Below are 20,147 nucleotides of genomic sequence, written 5' to 3'. Positions count from 1 at the left end.
CTCTGCTCAACTGGCGCTACCGGACTGCTCGGCCGTCTGGGACGGTGTCAGCGGCGCCGCCGGAACTCCACTTCCCCGCCGGTGTGTTCGGCGAGCCCCGCACGCACCGCCTCCGGGAGCGGCGCGGGTCGGCCGGTCGCGAGATCCACCACGGCACAGGTGGTCTCGGCGAGCGCAGCGAGTTCGCCGTCCCAGGCGCGGACGCGGTAGCCGTAGTCGAACGACTTCTCGCCGATCCGTGAGATCCAGATCTCGACCTTGGCCGATTCGTGGTGATAGAGGAGCGGAGTGACGAACTCGATCTCCTGCCGCGCGATCAGGAAGCCGAACCGCCGATCGTCCTTCTGGAACCACAGGTGCATGGCCCGGACCCGAGCCTCCTCGAGGATCCGCGCGAACTGCACGTTGTTGATGTGGCTGAGCGGGTCCATGTCACCCCAGCGCAATTGAATCTCGACGACGAACGGTGTGTCGGGCATGCGTGCACCCTATCGCCCACCTCCGACAGTCCGGCCCGCCGGGACGGGTCGGTCGGTGCGCCTCGCCGACGGACCCGAAGTCGCGCCGCGATGTCGGTCGTCGCCGATACACTCCCCACGTGGACATCGGGACTCGACGACTTCGGCTGCGCCCCGTGGCACCTCACGACGCACCGCTGCTGCACGGCCTGGACGCCGACCCGGTGGTGATGGAGTTCGTCACCGGAGGCGAAGCCACTGCGCCGGCGATGATCACCGATTGGGTCATCCCCCGATCCCAGGCGCAGTTCCGCGAATGCGGAACCGGCCTCTGGGTCGCGTTCGACCGCCGAACCCGGCTGTTCACCGGTTGGGTCTGGCTGCGGGCACCCCGGCATTCGGCGGTGCCGGAGCTGGAGCTCAGCTACCGGCTGCGGCGCGAATCGTGGCACCGAGGACTGGCGACCGAGGCGGCGTCCGCACTGATCTCGGTCGCCTTCACCGAGACCGGGACCGAGCGGATCTTCGCCAGCACTCACCCGGACAACATGCGATCGCAGCGGGTGATGCAGAAACTCGGCATGCGTCTGGCGGCCGAACACCTGCGTCGCGAGCAGTTCGACGACGGATTCACCGGTCACGATGTGGAGTACGAGATCTGCCGCGCCGATTGGCTCCGGACCCGCCGGCCCGCAGCCGTCGCACCGTCCGGACCCCGGCACCGTGCGCGCGGCCCCGGCACCGTCGAGATGACCGCCTGATCGTCGCGGACTACCGTGATCGGTCAGGGGCCCGGCATCACCGAGCATCCGCTTCACCTCGTCATGTGAACCCACCACCCAGGAGACATTCAATGACCAGCAGCCCAGCCACCAGCCTGCGGCGCCGCCGACAGGTGGTGATCATCGGCTCCGGTTTCGGCGGTCTGTTCGCGGCACAGCGCCTCAAGAAGGCCGACGTGGACGTGACCCTGATCGCGAAGACCACCCATCACCTGTTTCAGCCGATGCTGTACCAGGTCGCGACCGGCATCATCGCCGAGGGCGAGATCGCCCCGGCCACCCGGGTGGTGCTGCGGAAGCAGAAGAACACCCGGGTCCTCCTGGGCGAGGTGTTCGACATCGATCTCGAGAACCAGGTGGTCCGCTCGCAGTTGCTCGAGCGCGTCACCGAGACCGCCTACGACGACCTGATCATCGCCGCCGGGGCCGACCAGTCGTACTTCGGCAACGATCATTTCGCCGAGTACGCACCCGGCATGAAGACCATCGACCACGCACTGGAACTGCGCGGCCGCATCCTCGGCGCCTTCGAGCAGGCCGAGCTCTCCAACGATCCGGCCGAGCAGAAGAAGCTGCTGACCTTCGTCGTGATCGGTGCGGGCCCGACCGGTGTGGAACTGGCGGGTCAGATCGCCGAGATGAGCGACAAGACGCTCCGCGGCGCGTTCCGCAACATCGATCCGACCGACGCGAACGTCATCCTTCTCGACGCCTCGCCCGCCGTTCTTCCGCCCTTCGGCCCCAAACTCGGCGAGAAGGCGCGACGCAGGCTCGAACGCCTCGGCGTGGACGTGCAACTCGGTGCGATGGTGACCGATCTCGATTACGACGGTCTCACCGTCAAGGAGAAGGACGGCACCACCCGGCGCATCGAGAGCCAGTGCAAGGTGTGGTCGGCCGGTGTGCAGGCCAGTTCGCTCGGCAAGGTGCTGGCCGATCAGTCCGACACCGAACTCGACCGCGCGGGCCGGGTGAAGGTGGGACCGGACCTCACGATCCCCGGTCATCCCAACGTCTTCGTCGTGGGCGACATGATGGCGGTCGACGGCGTCCCCGGAGTCGCGCAGGGCGCGATCCAGGGCGGCCGGTACGCCGCCGACGCGATTCTCGCGGAGATCCGCAAGGGGCAGACGCCCGACCAGCGCAAGCCCTTCAGCTACTTCGACAAGGGCTCGATGGCCACCGTCTCACGCTTCAGCGCCGTGATGCAGGTGCCGATCCCCGGAACCAAGTGGAAGTTCGAGAGCGAGGGTTACATCGCCTGGCTCGGCTGGCTCGCACTCCACTTGGTGTACCTGGTGGGCTTCCGCAACCGGTTGAACACCATCATCAACTGGTTCTTCGCCTTCAACACCCGCGGGCGCACTCAGCTGGCGGTCACCGAGCAGCAGGTGTACGCGCGGACCGCCCTCACCGAACTGTCCTATCTCGAACGGCTCCGGCTGGCCGAGGCCGCCCGCGCCGACGGCGACGGCCCCGAACGGACCGACACTGCCGGCTGACCGATCGTTCCCGTGATCCGGGCCCTCTCGCCGCGGCGAGAGGGCCCGATCGGCATTCTCAGCCCGCGGGTGTCTCGATGTTCTGCAGGCGGACCCGCGACTGCGCGACGAGCCTGCCCGTCTGATCGGTGATGTCGACCTGCCAGAGCTGCTGGCGGCGGCCCCGGTGAATCGGGCTGGTCGACACCGACAGCGTCCCGCTCGACACCGAGCGGAGGAAATCGGTCGAGTTGTTCGCACCGACGGCGGTCCCGCCGAGTCCGCTCTCCTGCAGCCAGCAGAAGGCGCTGATGCTCGCGGCGCTCTCGGCCAGTGCGCAGTACACACCGCCGTGAGTGATGCCGAAGGGCTGATGGTGGATCTCGGAGAGTTCCAGCGTGCCGCGCAGTCCCTCGCCGTCTGCGTGGGTCACGGTGAAGCCGAGGAGTCGGTCGAGGCCTCGGGCCTCGGTCGGGTCGATCGCAATTGACGTCTCTTCCATACGTGAACCCTGCCACTGCCGGCAGGCCAGACGCCAGTGACCCCCGCGCTCCTCATCGAACACGGGGGTCACCGTCGCGGATCGGGGGTCTCTGCAGCCCTCAGGACTCTCACGCGATCCTTGGTGATGAATGTAGGCTAACCTTAGTTTCGTGTCAACACGGTCCGCCGCAGAGCCGACGGGAACTCCTTCCCCGCCTCACGCGTTACACAATCGTGAGCGATGGCGGCCTCGACCGACACGATCCATGACCGGCACGAAGCGGAGAAATCAGGGAGTCGACGTAAGATGAAGAAGATGAATGGATTGGGCGATCTCGAGCGTGCCGTCATGGACACCCTGTGGGCGTCCGCGACGCCACAGACCGTGCGTCAGGTGCATGCCGAACTGGCCAAGAGCCGCACTCTCGCGTACACGACCGTCATGACCGTGCTGCAGCGTCTCACCAAGAAGGGTCTGGTTACCCAGATCCGTGACGACCGCGCACACCAGTACACGGCCACCTCGCCGCGCGAGGACCTCGTGGCCAAGCTGATGGTCGACGCACTCAGTTCCGCCGACGCCCCGGACTCGCGTCACGCGGCCCTCGTCTCGTTCGTCGGACGAGTCGGCGCGGACGAAGCCGCGGCACTGCGCGAAGCTCTCGATGAGCTGGAAACCACGCGCGGCAGCCACAGTTGACTACACTGACATGAGATCACCGACTCCGACGACCTGGGGAGGGCCATGACGGCGCTGCTGTTCGGCATCCTCACGATCGCCTTGGTCGGACCGATCCCCGCTTCCCTCTCCCGCGCCACCTGGCCGCTCTACGCTCCGCGTGCGGCGATGGCCCTGTGGCAGTCGATCGCCCTCGCAGCCGTGCTGTCGGCATTCAGCACCGGGCTCGCGATCGCCGCCAACCTGCTCTCGCCCGGGCCCAACGGTGCGCCGACCAGCAATCCCATCGAAGAGATCCACCGGCTCGGCTGGTTTCTCTGGACGGTCTACGTCGCGGTCTTCGCGCTGACCCTCCTCATCGGCGCGCGCCTGATGTACACCGTGATCCGCGTCGGCATCCGCACGCGGGCGCGACGCAATGCGCACCGCACGCTCATCGACCTGGTCGACAACGCCGACCGCAGGCTCGCGGCCGGGCGCGACATCCGGATCCTCGACGTCCCCGCGCCGCTCGCCTACTGCCTGCCCGGACTGCGCAGGCGAGTAGTCCTCAGCGAAGGGGTGCTGGCTCGACTCGACGAGCGCGAGCTGACCGCCGTCATCGAACACGAACGCGCACACCTGCGGGCCCGGCACGATCTGGTGCTTGAGGCATTCATCGCGCTGCACGAGGCCTTCCCCCGATTCGTCCGGTCCAAGTCCGCGCTCGGGTCGGTGGAACTGCTGGCCGAGGCCCTGGCCGACGATCAGGCCGCGCGTGCCACCACTCCCACCACTCTCGGCCGCGCACTGGTGGCCTGCGCGGACGCGACCGCACCTCGCGGCGCCATGGCGGTCGGCGGCCCGACCACCCTCGTCCGCGTCCGGCGGCTCTCATACATGCACTCCGCACGCCGCATCTCGGCGACGGCCTACCTGCTCGCCGCGGCCATCCTGGTCGTTCCGACCCTCGCGGTGGCCATCCCCTGGCTCACCGAGCTCAGCCGCCTCATCGCCCACCACTGACGACCGCCGAGACGCTGTGACATGAAAGGTTCCCCGTGCGCTTCCTGGACGGCCACGCACCGCACTACGACCTGACTTACGACGACGTCTTCATCGTTCCGAACCGGTCGTCGGTGGCCTCGCGGTTCGACGTCGACATGTCGACCTCCGACGGCACCGGCACCACCATCCCGCTGGTGGTCGCCAATATGACGGCGATCGCCGGAAAGCGGATGGCCGAGACCGTGGCGCGACGCGGCGGCCTGGTGGTGCTTCCGCAGGACGTGCCGCTCGATGTCGCGGCCCGGACCATCGCCTACGTCAAGAATGCGCACCTGGTGGCCGAGACGCCGGTCACCCTCTGCGCGACCGACGTGATGGCGCATGCGCAGGCACTGATCCCGAAGCGTTCGCACGGCTACGCGGTGGTCCTCGACGGACGTCGGCCGATCGGACTGATCCCACGCGCGGCGCCCGGACACGAGATCGACCTCTTCACCGATGTCGCCTCGGTCGCCGAGCCCGTGCCGGTGACCCTGCCCGCCGAGACCGACCCCCGGCTTGTCTTCGACGCGCTGGTCGAGGCGAACGCCGACCTGGCCGTACTCACCGACGGAGCCGGCGAGCTCGCCGGCGTGCTGACCCGCCTCGGCGCGCTCCGGTCCGGTATCTACCGCCCCAACGTGGACGCCTCGGGCAGGCTCCGGATCGGTGCCGCGGTCGGCATCAACGGGGACGTGGTCGGCAAGGCCCGCGCACTGGTCGAGGCCGGGGCCGACCTGCTCGTCGTCGATACCGCTCACGGACATCAGGAGAAGATGATCAGTGCGCTCGCCGCAATCGCGGGCGCCGATCTCGGCGTCCGGCTGGCCGCGGGGAATGTGGTGTCCGCACAGGGCACGCTCGATCTGATCGAGGCGGGCGCCGACATCGTCAAGGTCGGTGTCGGCCCGGGCGCGATGTGCACCACGCGGATGATGACCGGCGTCGGCCGGCCACAGTTCTCGGCGGTCGCCGAATGCGCCGCCGTCGCACGCGAGCACGGTGCGGCGGTGTGGGCGGACGGCGGCATCCGGCACCCGCGGGACGTGGCGCTGGCGGTGGCGGCCGGCGCATCGAATGCGATGGTCGGTTCCTGGTTCGCCGGAACGTACGAGTCGCCGGGCGACCTGCACGCCGACTCCGCAGGCGAATACAAGGTGAGCTTCGGCATGGCGTCGAAACGCGCCGTCGCCGCGCGTTCGTCCGCCGACGCCGCATACGATCGTGCCCGGAAAGCGCTGTTCGAGGAGGGCATCTCCTCCTCGCGCATCCGTATCGACCCCGACCGCCCCGGAGTAGAGGACTTGATCGACCACATCTGTTCAGGAGTCCGCAGCACCGCGACCTACGCCGGTGCCTCGACTCTGCAGGAATTGCACGACAAGGTGGTACTGGGCGTCCAGTCCGCCGCCGGTTTCGCCGAGGGACGCCCGCTCCCGGGTGGTTGGTGACCCGCGCCGGTGAACGTATTCGTCATCATCGCGAGTCTGGCCGGATTCATCGCGCTGACGCTGGGCACGGCGCTGTTCGTCGCCGGAGAGTTCTCGCTGACCGCGCTCGAACGGTCCACCATCGCGGGCGACGTCGCGCGTCGCGGCGATCGCCGTGCGCGAGCCGTCGACCGAGCGCACCGATCCCTCTCCTTCCAGTTGTCGGGCGCCCAGCTGGGCATCACGATCACAACGCTGATCACCGGTTACATCGCCGAACCGGTGCTGGCGACCCTGTTCGCGCCCGTGCTGGAGGCGATGAGGATTCCGGACGGAGTCGCCGACGGCATCTCCCTGGCGCTGGCCCTGATCATCGCCACCTCGCTCTCGATGGTCCTCGGTGAGCTGATACCGAAGAACCTCGCGATCACCAAGCCGCTGGCGGTCGCGCGCGCCACCGCCACTCCCCTCGCGATGTTCTCCTCGTTCTTCCGGCCGGCGATCAACGGCCTCAACGGCTCGGCGAACGCACTGGTGCGGCGCCTGGGCATCGAGCCCACCGAAGAACTCGGGTCGGCGCGGTCGGCTGCCGAACTCGCCGCGCTGGTGCGCAACTCCGCGCTGCGCGGGGCCCTCGACCCCGACACCGCGACTCTCGTCGACCGGTCGCTGCGTTTCGGCGATCTCACGGCCGCGGACCTGATGACTCCCCGCGTGCGGATCGAATCGCTCGAACCCAACGACTCGGTGCGCGATCTGATCGCCGCCGCTTCCCGGACCGGCCACTCCCGGTTCCTGATCGCCGAAGGCGGCGACCTCGACAACCTCGTCGGCGTCGTCCACATCAAGCAGGCCTTCACCCTGCCGCCGCAGAGCCTCGCGACCACGTCGCTGCGGTCGCTGGCACGCCCGATCACCCGGGTCCCGGACAGCCTCGACGGCGACTCGCTGATGGATCGCATCTCGTCGAACGGCCTCGAGGTCTGCGTGGTCATCGACGAGTACGGCGGCACCGCGGGCCTGGTGACGTCGGAGGACATCGTCGAGGAGATCCTCGGCGACGTCACCGACGAGCACGACGTCGAGGAGTCGGACGTGACTCCGGTCGGCAACGGCTTCCGCTGCTCCGGGCTGCTGCGGCTCGACGAACTGCAGAGCGGCACCGGCTACCGCGCACCCGAGGGGTCGTACGAGACGCTCGGCGGACTGGTGATGTTCTGCCTCGGCCGCATTCCGCGCACCGGCGACATCGTCGACCTTCCGCAGCGCGAGTCGGCCGGCGAGAACTTCCTCGACGAACCCGAACCCCGATGGCGCGCGACCGTGGTGCAGATGGATCAGCGCCGCGTCGACAAGGTGTGGATGACGATCATCGACGGCAGTGCCGAGCCCGGCGGGACGGAGGCGTCCCGTGGGTGACTGGTGGGGAATCCTGCTGACGGTGGTGCTCCTGGCCGCCAACGCCTTCTTCGTCGCCGGCGAGTTCTCGCTCATCGCGGCGCGGCGGGACCGGCTCGTCGCCCTCGAGGAATCGGGAAAGAAGCGTGCCCGCACGGTGATCGAGGCCTCCGAGCATCTGTCGCTGATGCTCGCGGGCTCGCAGCTCGGAATCACGATCTGTTCGATCCTGCTCGGTCGGGTCGCCGAACCGGCCATCGCCCATCTGATCAGCGCACCGCTGGATCTGATGCGCGTGCCGAGTCAGCTGCTGCACCCGATCGCCTTCGCGATCGGTCTGGCGATCGTGGTGATCCTGCACATCCTGCTGGGTGAGATGGTGCCGAAGAACATCGCGCTCGCCGGCCCCGAGACCGTGGCGATGCTGGTGGTTCCGGTGCACCTGGTCTTCATGCGCGTCGCACGGCCGCTGATCTGGTTCTACAACGCGTTGGCGAACATCTCGCTCAGGGCGATGCGCGTCGAGCCCAAGGACGAGTTGGCGACCACGGTCAACGAGGCCGAGCTGGCCGACATGATCGGCGAGTCCCGGGAGCTCGGTCTGCTCGACGCCGACGAGCACGAGCGGCTCACCCGCGCACTGACGACCGTCGAACGGACGGTGGCCGAACTGATGATCCCGCTGAGCACGGTGCGCAGCGTGCGCGTTCAGCTCGACGCATCGACGGGCGGACTCGGTCCCACACTCGGTTCAGTCGAGCGTGCGGTGCGCGAGACGGGTTACTCCCGCTTCCCCGTCCGCGGGTTGGACGGCTCGTTCATCGGCTACCTGCACATCAAGGACGTGCTCGACGACATCCTCGATCCGGCCGTCGGCCCGGAGTCGATCATCGGTGTGGACCAGATCCGGCCGCTGCCGAAGATCGGTTCGGCGACACCGCTGGACGAAGCCACCGTCGTGCTCCGCCGCACCAGCGCCCACCTCGGGGCGGTCGTCGACACGGCGGGCACGATCATCGGGGTTATCGCACTCGCCGACCTCGCGGAGGCCTTCGTCGGCGACCTCCGCGACTCCACGCACCGCATCTGATGCAGCGGCAGGAGACGCTGTCGCGCCCGGAGTGGCAGTCCCGGGCCGACGCCCACCGGGAGCGCGTCGAGACCCTCATCGGTCCGTATCTGCGGATGCGGAACGAAGGACGCAAGCACCCGGTCATCGACTTCCTGTTCACCTACTACTCGGCCCGCCCCGGTCAGGTGCTGCGCTGGCATCCCGGCTACGGTGTGCGGCTGGCCCAGGCCCACCGCTACTCCGGTCTGCGTGGCTACCGCGTCGATGTCGACGGCACCGCAGAGGTGACGCGCGAACATCTCGAGTCCCGGGTCCGGCTGCTCACCGACACCGTCCGCATCACGCGGGCGACGGCGAACCGCGCACCGCGCCTCGGTTGTCTCGGCCTGCACGAGTGGGCGATGGTGTATCGCGCCGACGAGACCCGTCACGAACTGCCGCTCCGGCTCGGCGCGCGCGGCACCGACGCCGTGGTCGAGGAGAGCACACTCGCGTGCACGCACTTCGACGCCTTCCGGTTCTTCACCGCGGACGCGGTCGGGCGCAACGCCACCGCCCTGAGTCGAGCCGGAGCCGTCGACAACGAGCAGCCGGGCTGCCTGCACGCGACGATGGACCTGTACCGCTACTGTCTGCGCCTCACGCCACTGCTCCCGGCGGACCTGCTGGCCGACTGCTTCGAGCTGGCCCTGGACGCGCGGGAACTCGACATGCGAGCCAGTCCGTACGACCTCACCTCGTACGGCTACGCACCGGTGGCCATCGAGACGCCCGAGGGGCGGGCCCGGTACGTCCGCGAGCAGGCGGCTATCGCGCGGCGCGGGCAGGAACTCCGTGAGGCCCTCATCACAACCTGCGACAGCCTTCTCGAATCGGTCGGCCTCGGATAAATACTCGCTGGTAACCCCTTGTAACATGAATGATTGCGGGCGGGCCGCTTCCGGAGTCATCCGGCACGCAGCCGACGTTCCCGCAGTACGCACTCGCAAAGGAAAGGTTGCCATGACCGAACGCGTCACCGTCAACGGATTGCAGGTCGCCGAAGTCCTCTACGACTTCGTCAACAACGAAGCGCTTCCCGGCACGGGTGTAGACGCCGAGAAGTTCTGGGCGGGCGCTGCGGCCGTGATCAACGACCTCGCTCCCCGCAACCGCGAGCTGCTCGCCGTCCGCGACGACCTGCAGGCCAAGATCGACGCCTGGCACCGCGACCACCAGGACTTCGACTTCGACGAGTACAAGGCCTTCCTGACCGAGATCGGCTACCTCGTCCCGGTGCCCGAGGACTTCCAGATCACCACGGAGAACGTCGACGAGGAGATCGCGAACATCCCCGGACCGCAGCTGGTGGTGCCGATTCTCAACGCCCGTTTCGCCCTCAACGCGTCCAACGCGCGCTGGGGCTCGCTGTACGACGCTCTCTACGGCACCGACGCGATCCCGGAGACCGGCGGTGCCGAGAAGGGTTCGTCCTACAACAAGGTCCGCGGTGACAAGGTCATCGCGTTCGCCAAGGCCTTCCTCGACAAGGCCGTGCCGCTGGAGCAGGGCAGCCACGCCGACGTGACCTCGTACACCGTCGTCGACGGCAAGGTCGTCGCCGCGATCGGCGACGCCACCACCACCTTCGCCGACCCGAACGCGTTCGCCGGCTACACCGGCGACGCCGCAGCGCCGTCGGGCATCCTCCTGCGCCACCACGGTCTGCACGTCGAGATCCAGATCGATCCGGAGTCGCCGATCGGCGCCACCGACGCCGCCGGCGTCAAGGACGTCGCCGTCGAATCCGCCGTCACGACGATCATGGACTTCGAGGACTCGGTCGCCGCGGTCGACGCCGACGACAAGGTGCTCGGCTACCACAACTGGCTCGGCCTCAACAAGGGCGACCTGGCCGAAGAAGTCAACAAGGGCGGTAAGACCTTCACCCGCACGCTGAACCCGAACCGGGTCTACACCGCGCCCGACGGCACCGGCGAGGTGGAACTGCACGGTCGTTCGCTGCTCTTCGTCCGCAACGTGGGCCATCTGATGACCAACCCCGCCATCCTCGACGCCGACGGCAACGAGGTCCCCGAGGGCATCATGGATGCGCTGATCACCTCGGCGATCGGCATCCACGGTATGAGCGCCGAAGGTCTGCAGAACTCCCGCACCGGCTCGATCTACATCGTGAAGCCGAAGATGCACGGTCCCGACGAGGTCGCCTTCACCAGTGAACTGTTCGGCCGCGTCGAGGACGTCCTCGGCCTGCCGCGCAACACCCTCAAGGTCGGCATCATGGACGAGGAACGCCGCACGTCGGTGAACCTCAAGGCGTCGATCAAGGCGGCCTCCGAGCGCGTGGTGTTCATCAACACCGGTTTCCTCGACCGCACCGGCGACGAGATCCACACCTCGATGGAGGCCGGCCCGTTCGTCCGCAAGGCCGAGATCAAGGGCCAGACCTGGTTCAACGCGTACGAGGACTCGAACGTCGACACCGGTCTGCACGCGGGTCTGCAGCACAAGGCGCAGATCGGCAAGGGCATGTGGGCGATGCCGGATCTGATGGCCGACATGCTGGAGCAGAAGATCGGTCACCCCAACGCCGGTGCCAACACCGCGTGGGTGCCGTCGCCGACCGCCGCCACCCTGCACGCGCTGCACTACCACGAGGTCGACGTCTTCGAGCGTCAGGACGACATCGCCAAGCGCGAACCGGCGTCTGTGGACGACATCCTGACCATCCCGCTGGCGAAGAGCACCGACTGGAGCGAGGAGGAGAAGCGCGAGGAACTCGACAACAACGCGCAGTCGATCCTCGGCTACGTGGTCCGGTGGATCGATCAGGGCGTCGGCTGCTCGAAGGTGCCGGACATCCACGACGTCGCGCTGATGGAGGACCGCGCGACGCTGCGCATCTCCAGCCAGCTGCTCGCCAACTGGCTCCGTCACGGCATCGTCACCGAGGACGAGGTCGTCGCCGCGCTCGAGCGGATGGCACCGGTGGTCGACCGGCAGAACGCCGGCGATCCCGCCTACCGTCCGATGGCACCGAACTTCGACGGCAACATCGCCTTCCAGGCCGCCAAGGACCTGATCCTCAAGGGCGCGACGCAGCCGAGCGGGTACACCGAACCGCTGCTGCACGCCGCGCGCCGCGAGTACAAGGCAGCCAACGCCTGATATACACGGAAGGTGCAGACCACCGAGCCCGGACCGGATTCTCGGTCCGGGCTCGGTGCATCGGCCCGCTGGACGCGCATCGGCCTGGCATGACACGAATCGCCGGAGGAAGGACGATCAGTGGCGAAGCACAATTCGGGTGGACGCAGTCGGACTTACATCAGCCGACCGCTGCTGGCATTCGTCCTCGCGATCATTCTGATCGCGGGCATCGTCACGGCGTGGCGTCAACTCGGCGATCGAATCGACGACGAACAGCCGGTGGCGGCCGGTGAGTGCCTCGAGGGACCGGCGAAGATCTCCGTTCTGGCCGATCCCGCGATCGCACCGGGTCTGCAGAGGATCGCGCAGGACTACAACAACACCGAGCCGGTGGTCCGCGACCACTGCATCACCGTGGACGTGCGACCCGCCGACGCCCGCGCGACTCTCGAGGGTCTGACCGCCCAGAAGTGGGACGCGCAGACCTACGGTGATTTCCCCGCCGCCTGGGTGCCCGAGTCGTCCATCTGGTCCGCGGCCCTGCAGACCGCGAAGCCCGACGTGCTCCAGGGCAACCCGGAATCGCTCGTGTCGTCGCCGGTCCGGCTGGCGATGGAGCCCGAGATCGCGAAGGCCGCCGACGGCCGCATCGGGTGGTCCGACCTGCCCGCGCAGACCCGCGCCAATTCCCTCTCCGCGTACGGCAGATCGTCGTGGGGCTCGATGCGCATCGCGATGCCCACCGGCCCGCAGTCGGCCGCGACCGCACTGGGAGCCCAAGCAGTCGCGGCCGCGACCGTCCCGACCCAGAAGCCGCTCACTCTCCGACAGGCGCAGTCACCCGAGGTGGTCGCTGCGCTCGATCAGCTCATGTCGGCTCCGCCGAAAGTCGGGGACGGCTCCATCGACGCCGCCGTCGACTCGATCGCCGGGACCGGCGATCCCTCCGATGCGCCGGTCCGCGCCGTGTCGGTGACCGAGCAGCACCTCTACATGCTCACCAAGGACGACAAGACCGCCCGGGTCGCGGTGGTCGCGCCGAAGGGCCCGACTCCGTCGGCCGACTATCCGGTGGTGAAACTGTCGGGCCAGTCGGTTCCGGCGCACGTCAGCGACGCCGTCTCTCAGTTCTTCACCTTCGCGCGCAAACCGGCCCAGATGCAGATCCTGACCAAGGCGGGTTTCCGCGGTGCCGGGCCGCTGCCTGCACCGACGCCGACCGTGACCTTCGGCCCGATCGCCGACCCGATGCCGCTCCCCGAGCCCGCGGCCGCGGTCGCGATCAGCAAGGTGGTCTACCCGGCGGCGGCGCCGTAACAGCGGGACCGGCGCGAAGGGCCTACCGCTTCCGATTCCAGAACTGGTGTATGAGGCCGCTGCCGGTGGTCACCGACTCGACGTCGAAGCGGTCCTGGAGTTCGGCACAGCGGTCCCAGATCGAGACGCCCGAACCGATCACCACCGGGACGACGACCAGATGCATGAAATCGACCAGGTCGGCGTGCAGGAACTCGCGGACGGACGTGGGTCCGCCACCGAGGCGGACATCGCCGCCGGCGAGTCCGCGCGCGTACTCGAGCGCCTGCGGCGCCGGGGCGTCCACGAAGTGGAAGACGGTGCCGTTCGCGAACTCGATCGGCGGGCGCTCGTGATGCGTCAACACCACCACGGGTGTGCGGAACGGAGGCTCGTCGCCCCACCACCCGCGCCAGCCGTCGTCGGCCCACGGTCCGGTCTGCGGACCGAACTTGCGGCGTCCCATTATCTCGACGCCGATCCCCTGACTCCACGCACTGGTGAACACGTGATCGGCGCGAACCGGCTCGGCGATCGCGTCCACACCCCAGATCACCCGGCCGTCGAAGTGGTCGAACAACCGGGCCGCCTCGCCGATCGGCGCATCGTACGTGACGGTTCCGCCCGCACTGAAACCGTCGAGCGAGACGTTGAGGTTGTGGACACGGACTTTGGACATCGCGAGCCTCCTGTCGGTGCCCGCGAGCCTACTCGCTGAAGGCCTCGATCGGAGGGCAGCTGCAGACGAGGTTCCGGTCGCCGAAGGCTCCGTCGATCCGGCGGACGGCCGGCCACACCTTGGCGCGCGCTCCGGACGACGGGAGACCGTTCGGGTACACGGCGGTGAGCCGGTCGTATCCGTGATTCCACTCGCCCACCAGGCATTCGGCGGTGTGCGGCGCGCCGGCGAGCGGATTGTCCTCGACCGACCAGGTGCCGTCGGCGACCTTGTCGATCTCGCCGCGGATGGCGATCATCGCGTCGATGAAGGCGTCGAGTTCGGCGAGATTCTCGCTCTCAGTAGGCTCCACCATCAGGGTTCCGGCGACGGGGAAGCTCATCGTGGGCGCGTGGAAGCCGTAGTCGGCGAGTCGCTTGGCGACGTCGTCGACCGAGACTCCACTGTCCTTGGTCAGTTCACGCAGGTCCAGGATGCACTCGTGAGCCACCCAGCCGCCCTCTCCGGTGTAGAGCACCGGGTAGTGGTCGCGCAGGCGACGCGCGATGTAATTGGCGGAGGCGATCGCGGTCAGCGTGGCGGTCCGCAGTCCCTGGGCACCCATCATGGCGATGTACGCGTAGGTGATCGGCAGGATCGACGCCGAACCGTACGGCGCCGCCGAGATCGCGACGCCGGTCTGCGGAAGTTCGGAGGCCAGCGGGCTGCTCGGCAGGAACGGCGCCAGATGCTCGCGCACCGCGACCGGTCCGACGCCCGGGCCGCCGCCGCCGTGCGGAATGCAGAACGTCTTGTGCAGATTCAGATGCGAGACGTCGCCCCCGAACCGGCCCGGCCGGGCCAGGCCGACGAGCGCGTTGAGATTGGCGCCGTCCACGTACACCTGGCCGCCGGCCTCGTGCACCGCGTCGCAAATGTCGGTGACCTCGTGCTCGAACACGCCGTGGGTGGACGGGTAGGTGATCATGATGCCCGCCAACTCGTCGCGGTGCTTCTCGATCTTCGCGCGCAGATCGTCGATGTCGACGTCCCCGGTGTCACGGCTGGCCACCACCACCACGCGCAGCCCGGCCATGACGGCCGACGCCGCATTGGTTCCGTGAGCACTGGAGGGGATGAGGCAGACGTCGCGTGCGTCGTCGCCGCGCGAGAGATGGTAACGGCGAATCGCGAGCAGACCCGCGTACTCGCCCTGCGAGCCGGCATTGGGCTGCAGGCTCACGCGGTCGTAACCGGTGACGGCCACCAGCCAGTTCTCCAGCCGAGCGATCAGCTCGCGGATGCCCTCGCTGTCGGAGAGCGGGGCGAACGGGTGCAGGCCGCCGATCTCCGGCCAGGTGATCGGCTCCATCTCGGTGGTCGCGTTCAGCTTCATCGTGCACGAGCCCAGGGGGATCATGCTGCGGTCGAGAGCGATGTCCTTGTCGGAGAGCATCCGCAGGTAGCGCAGCATCGCGGTCTCGGTCCGGTGCAGGTGGAAGGCCGGATGCGTCAGATATTCGCTGCTGCGGTTCGCGATCGGGGCACTGAACTGCGTCGCCGCGGCACCCGCGGCGCCGAAGGCGTCCAGGACGGCATCGATGTCGGCGGCGGTGGTGGTCTCATCGCACGCGACGCCCACGCGGTCGGCGTCGATCAACCGCAGGTTGATGCCGTGGCGCGACTTGGCCGCGTCGACGATCTCCGCGGCCCTGCCGTCGGCCCGCACGGTGAGGGTGTCGAAGAACGAGGCGTGCTCCACACCGAATCCACCGCCCGCGAGGCGATCGGCGAGGTCTGCGGCGTGCCCGTGCACCCGCTCGGCGATCGCCTTGAGCCCGGACGGGCCGTGGTAGGAGGCGTACATCGCGGCGATGATGGCGAGCAGCACCTGCGCCGTGCAGATGTTGCTGGTCGCCTTCTCGCGTCGGATGTGCTGCTCGCGGGTCTGAAGTGCCAGGCGGTACGCGAGGTTGCCGTCCGCGTCCTTGGAGACGCCGACGAGGCGCCCCGGAAGCTGACGAGTGCGTTTGGTGTGCACCGCCAGGTAGCCGGCGTGCGGTCCACCGAAGCCCATCGGGACACCGAAGCGCTGTGTGGTGCCGAAGCACGCATCCGCGCCGAGCTCTCCCGGAGGGGTGATGAGAGTGGCGGCCAGCAGGTCGACGCCTGCGGCGATCAGCGCACCTCGCGCATGCGCCGCCTCGATGACCGGGCCGAGATCGGTGATCCGGCCGCTCGCACCGGGCGTCTGCACGATGACTCCGAAGAACTCGCCCTCGGGAAGCCCCGCGTCCGGCGCCGACCCATCGAGCTCGGCTTCGACCACCTCGATGCCTAGCGGCGTCGCACGGGTCTCGATCACCGCACGCGTCTGCGGGAAGAGGTCGGAGTCGACGACCACGCGGTTCGACTTCGACTTACCGGCGCGGCGCAGCAGCGTCATCGCCTCGGCGGCCGCGGTCGCCTCATCCAGCATTGAGGCGTTCGCCACCTCCATGCCGGTCAGATCGCACACCATGGTCTGGAAGTTGAGCAGCGCTTCGAGCCGACCCTGGCTGATCTCCGGCTGGTACGGGGTGTAGGCGGTGTACCACGCCGGGTTCTCCAGGATGTTGCGCTTGATGACTCCGGGCGTGTGTGTGTCGTAGTAACCGAGACCGATCATCGATCGGGCGACCACATTGCGATTCGCGAGTTCGCGCATCGCCGCGGTCGCCTGCGCCTCCGTCAGCGGAGCGGGCAGGGCGTCCAGTCCCGGAGCGAATCCGTTCGTGTCCGCGCCGTCGGCGATCGACGCGGGAACCACCTTCGCGGCGATCTCGTCCAGGGATCCGACGCCGAGGACGTCGAGGATGACAGCCAGTTCGTCGGCGTCGGGGCCGAGGTGACGCTGGGAGAACTCAGAAGCGGGGGTCGACAAGAGGGCACCTTGATCTTCTCGGTCCGGCCGCGCCGGACTGGTCCCTCCCCCTCTGTCATGCCGCACGAACGCAGCGCCTGAGAGATTCGGCAGCGGCGGACCGATGCCTTTCACCGTGGGCGGGCGGGTGCGCGCACCCGCCACTTTCCAGAGACGTCGTCAGCAGCCACGGTCCCGGGTGCCTGAGAGTTTGACGGAGAGGTGTTGCTCCTTCGGCGGTTGCCCGGATGTCCCGGACGACACTCTCCCGCAGCGTAGCGACGCACCGACAGGGTACCAAGAGTCGGGCGCGAATCACGGTCCGGCGTGTGGACCGTCACGCGGGACTGCCGACGTGGCCTATCCGGTGCGCCGGGTGCGGTTCTTGCGACGGGCCGCCAACTCGTCTTCGGGCGACGATTCGCTGACACCGTCGTCGGCACGCTCCCCCGGGAAGTCCGCGATGGTTCCGGTGAGTTCGCGCATGGCGCCCGACACGGCGATGCCGAACACGCCCTGTCCGCCCTGGAGGAGGTCGACGACCTCTTCGGCGGAGGTGCACTCGTAGACCGTGGTGCCGTCCGAGAACAGGGTGATCCGGGCGAGGTCCTCGACGCCGCGCTTACGAAGGTGGTCGACCGCCACTCGGATGTTCTGCAGCGAGATGCCGGTGTCGAGCAGCCGCTTCACGATCTTGAGAACGAGGATGTCTTTGAAGGAGTAGAGACGCTGGCTTCCCGAGCCGGCCGCGCCCCGGATCGACGGCACCACGAGCGAGGTGCGAGCCCAGTAGTCGAGCTGTCGGTAGGTGATCCCCGCGATCTGGCAGGCGCTCGGCACGCGGTAACCGACCAACTCGTCGGGCACCGTGTCGTTGGGGAACAATCCCGGAGCGATGTCATCCAGGCCGCCTTGTACCGGCATCGCACTCACCGATTCCGCATCGGCGGACGGGTGGTCGCCGGACTGCAGATCTGACGGATGATCGCCCACGGTAGCTCCCTTACACAAGACTCGGGCCGGCGGAACTCTCGTATCGAGCGTACTCCCGACCGCTGACAAAGTGTTCGTCAACGCTCACGGTGACGATGCTGGGATAAAACTATGGACTCCGCGGCACGCAATCAACGCGACTCGCGGTAAACCTCAACCTAAACTTCAGGTGTAGACAAACGGTGATGACGAAGAGACGGATTCGTTACCGTGTCGGGCGGCGCGCCGCCCCGGAATCCGACGTCGCATCGGGTTCGGCGACGAGCCCGTAGGGTCAGGACCCCGACTCGGGACCGAGGAAGTCCTCGGGCGAGACCTGGTCGAGGAACTCGCGAAACGCCTCCACCTCGTCCTCGCTCGCACCATCCGCGGCCTCCGCGGAGGGCTCGCCGTCCTCGTCGGGCATCAGCATCCCGGCGCCGTCGAGGACGTCGTCGGCGGCGATGATCGGCGCACCGCAACGCATGGCGACCGCGATCGCATCCGACGGACGGGCCTCGACGACCACCTCGCCGTCGAAGACCATCTCTGCGTAGAAGGTGCCCTCCTGCATGTCGACGATCCGAACCTGCTGAAGGGAACGGCCGAAGGCCTCACAGAGATTGACCACGAGATCGTGAGTGAGCGGGCGGGGCGGCTCCACGCCCCGCTGCTGCAGCGCGATGGAGGCGGCCTCGCTCTGGCCGATCCAGATCGGCAGATACCTGGCGCCGCTCACCTCGCGCAGCAGCAGGACCGGTTGGTTCTGTGGAGGCTCCACTCGGATACCCACGACACGCATCTCACCCATGGTCTCGCCTCCTGATCTCTTGAAATACAGGTTACGCGGCTACCGGTCAGTCGAGGGCGCCGCGAACGGCGGCCTTGACCAACTGCGTATGCAGCGTCACCGACAGTGCCGCCATCTCACGGACCAGTTCCTCGGCACGGTCGCGCGCACCGGTGCCCTTGCCCTTCGCGATGGGGCCGGCGATCTGTGCGACCAACCCGGCCTCGCGGTCGGCACTGACCTTGAACGCACGCAGGTGGCGCGTCTCGAGCCCGAAGTTGGCCAGCGCCGCAGCAGCCTCCACCAGGCGCACGGCGTCCTCGTCGAAGAAGCCGCCGGGGCCCGCAGAGAGGAGTCCGTTGCGCACGAGTTCGGAGATGAACGCCGAGTCGACGCCGGTCCGTTCGATGAGCGTCTCCCGATCCACCCGGCCGCCGCGCGAGCTGAAATCAGTCGCCGGGGCCACCGCACTGCGCGCCGACGACAGCAGTCGCGGGCCCGCGCCGCCGGCGGCCGCGTCGATCTCGTCGAGCTGCTCGCGGATCACCTTCAACGGCAGATACCGATCACGCTGAGCGGTGAGCACGAACCGCAGCCGCTCGCAGTCCTGATCGCTGAATCGGCGATAACCGGACGGCGCACGATCGGGAGTCACCAGACCCTCGGTTTCGAGGAACCGAATCTTCGAGATCGTGACGTCGGGGAACTCTTCTCGCAGCACCGCGAGCACAGCACCGATCGACATCGTGCGGTCGCTCGCGGCGGACGCGCGCGCAGCAGACGAGGTCACGACTGCGTGGCACCTGCCTCACCGGCGCGCGGGCCGGACAGGAACACCAGACGGAACTTGCCGATCTGCACTTCGTCCCCGCTCGTGAGGGTCGCGGTGTCGACCGGCTCGCGGTTGACGTAGGTGCCGTTCAGGCTGCCCACATCGACCACCTGGAAGTCGTCGCCGTTGCTCCGGAACTCGGCGTGCCTGCGGCTCACCGTCACGTCATCGAGGAAGATGTCGCTGTCGGGGTGACGGCCGGCCGACGTGGTCGGCTGGTCGAGCAGGAACCGCGACCCTGCGTTCGGTCCCCGCTTCACGACCAGCAGCGCCGTTCCCGGCGACAGCCGCTCGACACCGGTATCGGCCGGCTCGTTCGACGCCGCGGGGGCGTCTACTTCCTTGATGAAGTCCTCGCGGAAGACCGAAGTCGTCTCCACGGGCGCTTCAAAGCCGTTGTCGTTACCGCTCACCACATCTCCTTCATCGTCAACGCACCCCGCCGTGACTCAAGACTCGCGACGCCCCCTGGTGGGGCATGCCGCAGGTCAGCCGAGGTACCTGCGCGAACTCCAATTGTCCGGGGGTACCGCACCTTTGGGCTCACTCGCTGTTACACATGCATCGGACCATCTCGTCGTTGAGATGTGCGTCTGCGAGGCAGGAACCTTCTTAAGTGAACCTACCGTCTTTGTCCGAACGCCGCCCGGGGTCGGGGACGTTTGGCGTACTGGAAATCATATCGACCCGGTCCGCGGTGCGGGCACGAGTCGCCTCCGGAAAGCCCGGTCGTCAGCT

18 protein-coding genes and 2 riboswitches are annotated in these 20,147 nt (G+C 68.0%); of the genes, 10 read left to right on the top strand and 8 right to left on the bottom strand.

Annotation, left to right across the window (positions count from 1 at the left end):
• Positions 1-47: 47 nt before the first annotated feature.
• A complete protein-coding gene (locus ABFX36_RS12080) occupies positions 48-479 on the bottom strand; it encodes an acyl-CoA thioesterase (protein WP_062367703.1) in 432 nt (143 codons plus the stop codon).
• A gap of 119 nt (positions 480-598) precedes the next feature.
• On the opposite strand from ABFX36_RS12080, the gene ABFX36_RS12075 reads away from it, so the two are divergent.
• Both ABFX36_RS12075 and ABFX36_RS12070 read left to right on the top strand, forming a co-directional pair.
• Positions 599-1,219, top strand: a complete 621-nt coding sequence (locus ABFX36_RS12075; protein WP_006895062.1) for a GNAT family N-acetyltransferase — start codon at positions 599-601, stop codon at positions 1,217-1,219.
• A gap of 92 nt (positions 1,220-1,311) precedes the next feature.
• On the top strand, positions 1,312-2,742 hold the full coding sequence (locus ABFX36_RS12070; RefSeq protein ID WP_006895064.1) for an NAD(P)/FAD-dependent oxidoreductase: 1,431 nt from the start codon (positions 1,312-1,314) through the stop codon (positions 2,740-2,742).
• Positions 2,743-2,800: 58 nt separating this feature from the next.
• Here ABFX36_RS12070 and ABFX36_RS12065 read toward each other — a convergent pair whose 3' ends face one another.
• Entirely contained in the window at positions 2,801-3,223 is a 423-nt protein-coding gene (locus ABFX36_RS12065) for a PaaI family thioesterase (RefSeq protein WP_045537875.1), read from the bottom strand.
• 288 nt (positions 3,224-3,511) lie between these two features.
• Between ABFX36_RS12065 and ABFX36_RS12060 the strand changes: the two genes are divergently transcribed.
• From ABFX36_RS12060 to ABFX36_RS12025, 8 genes are all read left to right on the top strand, one after another.
• On the top strand, positions 3,512-3,904 hold the full coding sequence (locus tag ABFX36_RS12060; protein ID WP_006895066.1) for a BlaI/MecI/CopY family transcriptional regulator: 393 nt from the start codon (positions 3,512-3,514) through the stop codon (positions 3,902-3,904).
• 45 nt (positions 3,905-3,949) lie between these two features.
• Entirely contained in the window at positions 3,950-4,888 is a 939-nt protein-coding gene (locus tag ABFX36_RS12055; RefSeq protein ID WP_062367702.1) for a M56 family metallopeptidase, read from the top strand.
• A 35-nt stretch (positions 4,889-4,923) separates the two neighbouring features.
• Positions 4,924-6,360 carry a GMP reductase gene (gene guaB1, locus ABFX36_RS12050; protein WP_006895068.1) on the top strand — a complete coding sequence of 479 codons (1,437 nt, stop codon included), beginning with the start codon at positions 4,924-4,926 and terminating at the stop codon, positions 6,358-6,360.
• 9 nt (positions 6,361-6,369) lie between these two features.
• On the top strand, positions 6,370-7,758 hold the full coding sequence (locus ABFX36_RS12045) for a hemolysin family protein (RefSeq protein WP_006895069.1): 1,389 nt from the start codon (positions 6,370-6,372) through the stop codon (positions 7,756-7,758).
• Positions 7,751-8,827: a hemolysin family protein gene (locus ABFX36_RS12040; protein ID WP_006895070.1), complete on the top strand. Its 1,077-nt coding sequence runs from the start codon at positions 7,751-7,753 to the stop codon at positions 8,825-8,827. Before ABFX36_RS12045 ends, ABFX36_RS12040 begins: the two co-directional genes overlap by 8 nt.
• Entirely contained in the window at positions 8,827-9,699 is an 873-nt protein-coding gene (locus ABFX36_RS12035) for a hypothetical protein (protein ID WP_006895071.1), read from the top strand. The genes ABFX36_RS12040 and ABFX36_RS12035 overlap by 1 nt, the downstream gene beginning before the upstream one ends.
• 112 nt (positions 9,700-9,811) lie before the next feature.
• Complete coding sequence (locus ABFX36_RS12030; RefSeq protein ID WP_222111436.1) at positions 9,812-11,977, top strand: malate synthase G; 2,166 nt, start codon at positions 9,812-9,814, stop codon at positions 11,975-11,977.
• Between the two features lie 120 nt (positions 11,978-12,097).
• On the top strand, positions 12,098-13,276 hold the full coding sequence (locus tag ABFX36_RS12025; RefSeq protein WP_278127391.1) for a substrate-binding domain-containing protein: 1,179 nt from the start codon (positions 12,098-12,100) through the stop codon (positions 13,274-13,276).
• Positions 13,277-13,298: 22 nt separating this feature from the next.
• Here the strand turns inward: ABFX36_RS12025 and ABFX36_RS12020 are convergent, their stop codons facing one another.
• The 6 genes from ABFX36_RS12020 to garA form a co-directional block, all read right to left on the bottom strand.
• The gene (locus ABFX36_RS12020) at positions 13,299-13,934 is read right to left on the bottom strand and encodes a dihydrofolate reductase family protein (protein ID WP_346076522.1); all 636 of its coding nucleotides are present in this window, start codon (positions 13,932-13,934) and stop codon (positions 13,299-13,301) included.
• Positions 13,935-13,962: 28 nt separating this feature from the next.
• Positions 13,963-16,836 carry an aminomethyl-transferring glycine dehydrogenase gene (gcvP, locus tag ABFX36_RS12015; RefSeq protein ID WP_006895075.1) on the bottom strand — a complete coding sequence of 958 codons (2,874 nt, stop codon included), beginning with the start codon at positions 16,834-16,836 and terminating at the stop codon, positions 13,963-13,965.
• Between the two features lie 42 nt (positions 16,837-16,878).
• Positions 16,879-16,995: riboswitch (glycine riboswitch) on the bottom strand.
• Positions 16,996-17,096: riboswitch (glycine riboswitch) on the bottom strand.
• A gap of 79 nt (positions 17,097-17,175) precedes the next feature.
• A complete protein-coding gene (locus ABFX36_RS12010) occupies positions 17,176-17,808 on the bottom strand; it encodes a MerR family transcriptional regulator (protein ID WP_156479450.1) in 633 nt (210 codons plus the stop codon).
• A gap of 274 nt (positions 17,809-18,082) precedes the next feature.
• Positions 18,083-18,598, bottom strand: coding sequence for a bifunctional nuclease family protein (locus ABFX36_RS12005; RefSeq protein WP_346076519.1), 516 nt, complete (start codon positions 18,596-18,598; stop codon positions 18,083-18,085).
• A gap of 46 nt (positions 18,599-18,644) precedes the next feature.
• Positions 18,645-19,367 (bottom strand): transcriptional regulator FtsR, encoded by a 723-nt coding sequence (gene ftsR / locus ABFX36_RS12000; RefSeq protein WP_006895078.1) that lies wholly within the window; start codon positions 19,365-19,367, stop codon positions 18,645-18,647.
• Positions 19,364-19,825, bottom strand: a complete 462-nt coding sequence (gene garA / locus ABFX36_RS11995) for a glycogen accumulation regulator GarA (protein ID WP_006895079.1) — start codon at positions 19,823-19,825, stop codon at positions 19,364-19,366. The genes ftsR and garA overlap by 4 nt, the downstream gene beginning before the upstream one ends.
• Positions 19,826-20,147: the final 322 nt, after the last annotated feature.

This window comes from Gordonia cholesterolivorans (genome assembly GCF_039531975.1).
Lineage (GTDB): Bacteria > Actinomycetota > Actinomycetes > Mycobacteriales > Mycobacteriaceae > Gordonia > Gordonia sihwensis.
This window is presented reverse-complemented; position numbering and strand designations above follow the sequence as displayed.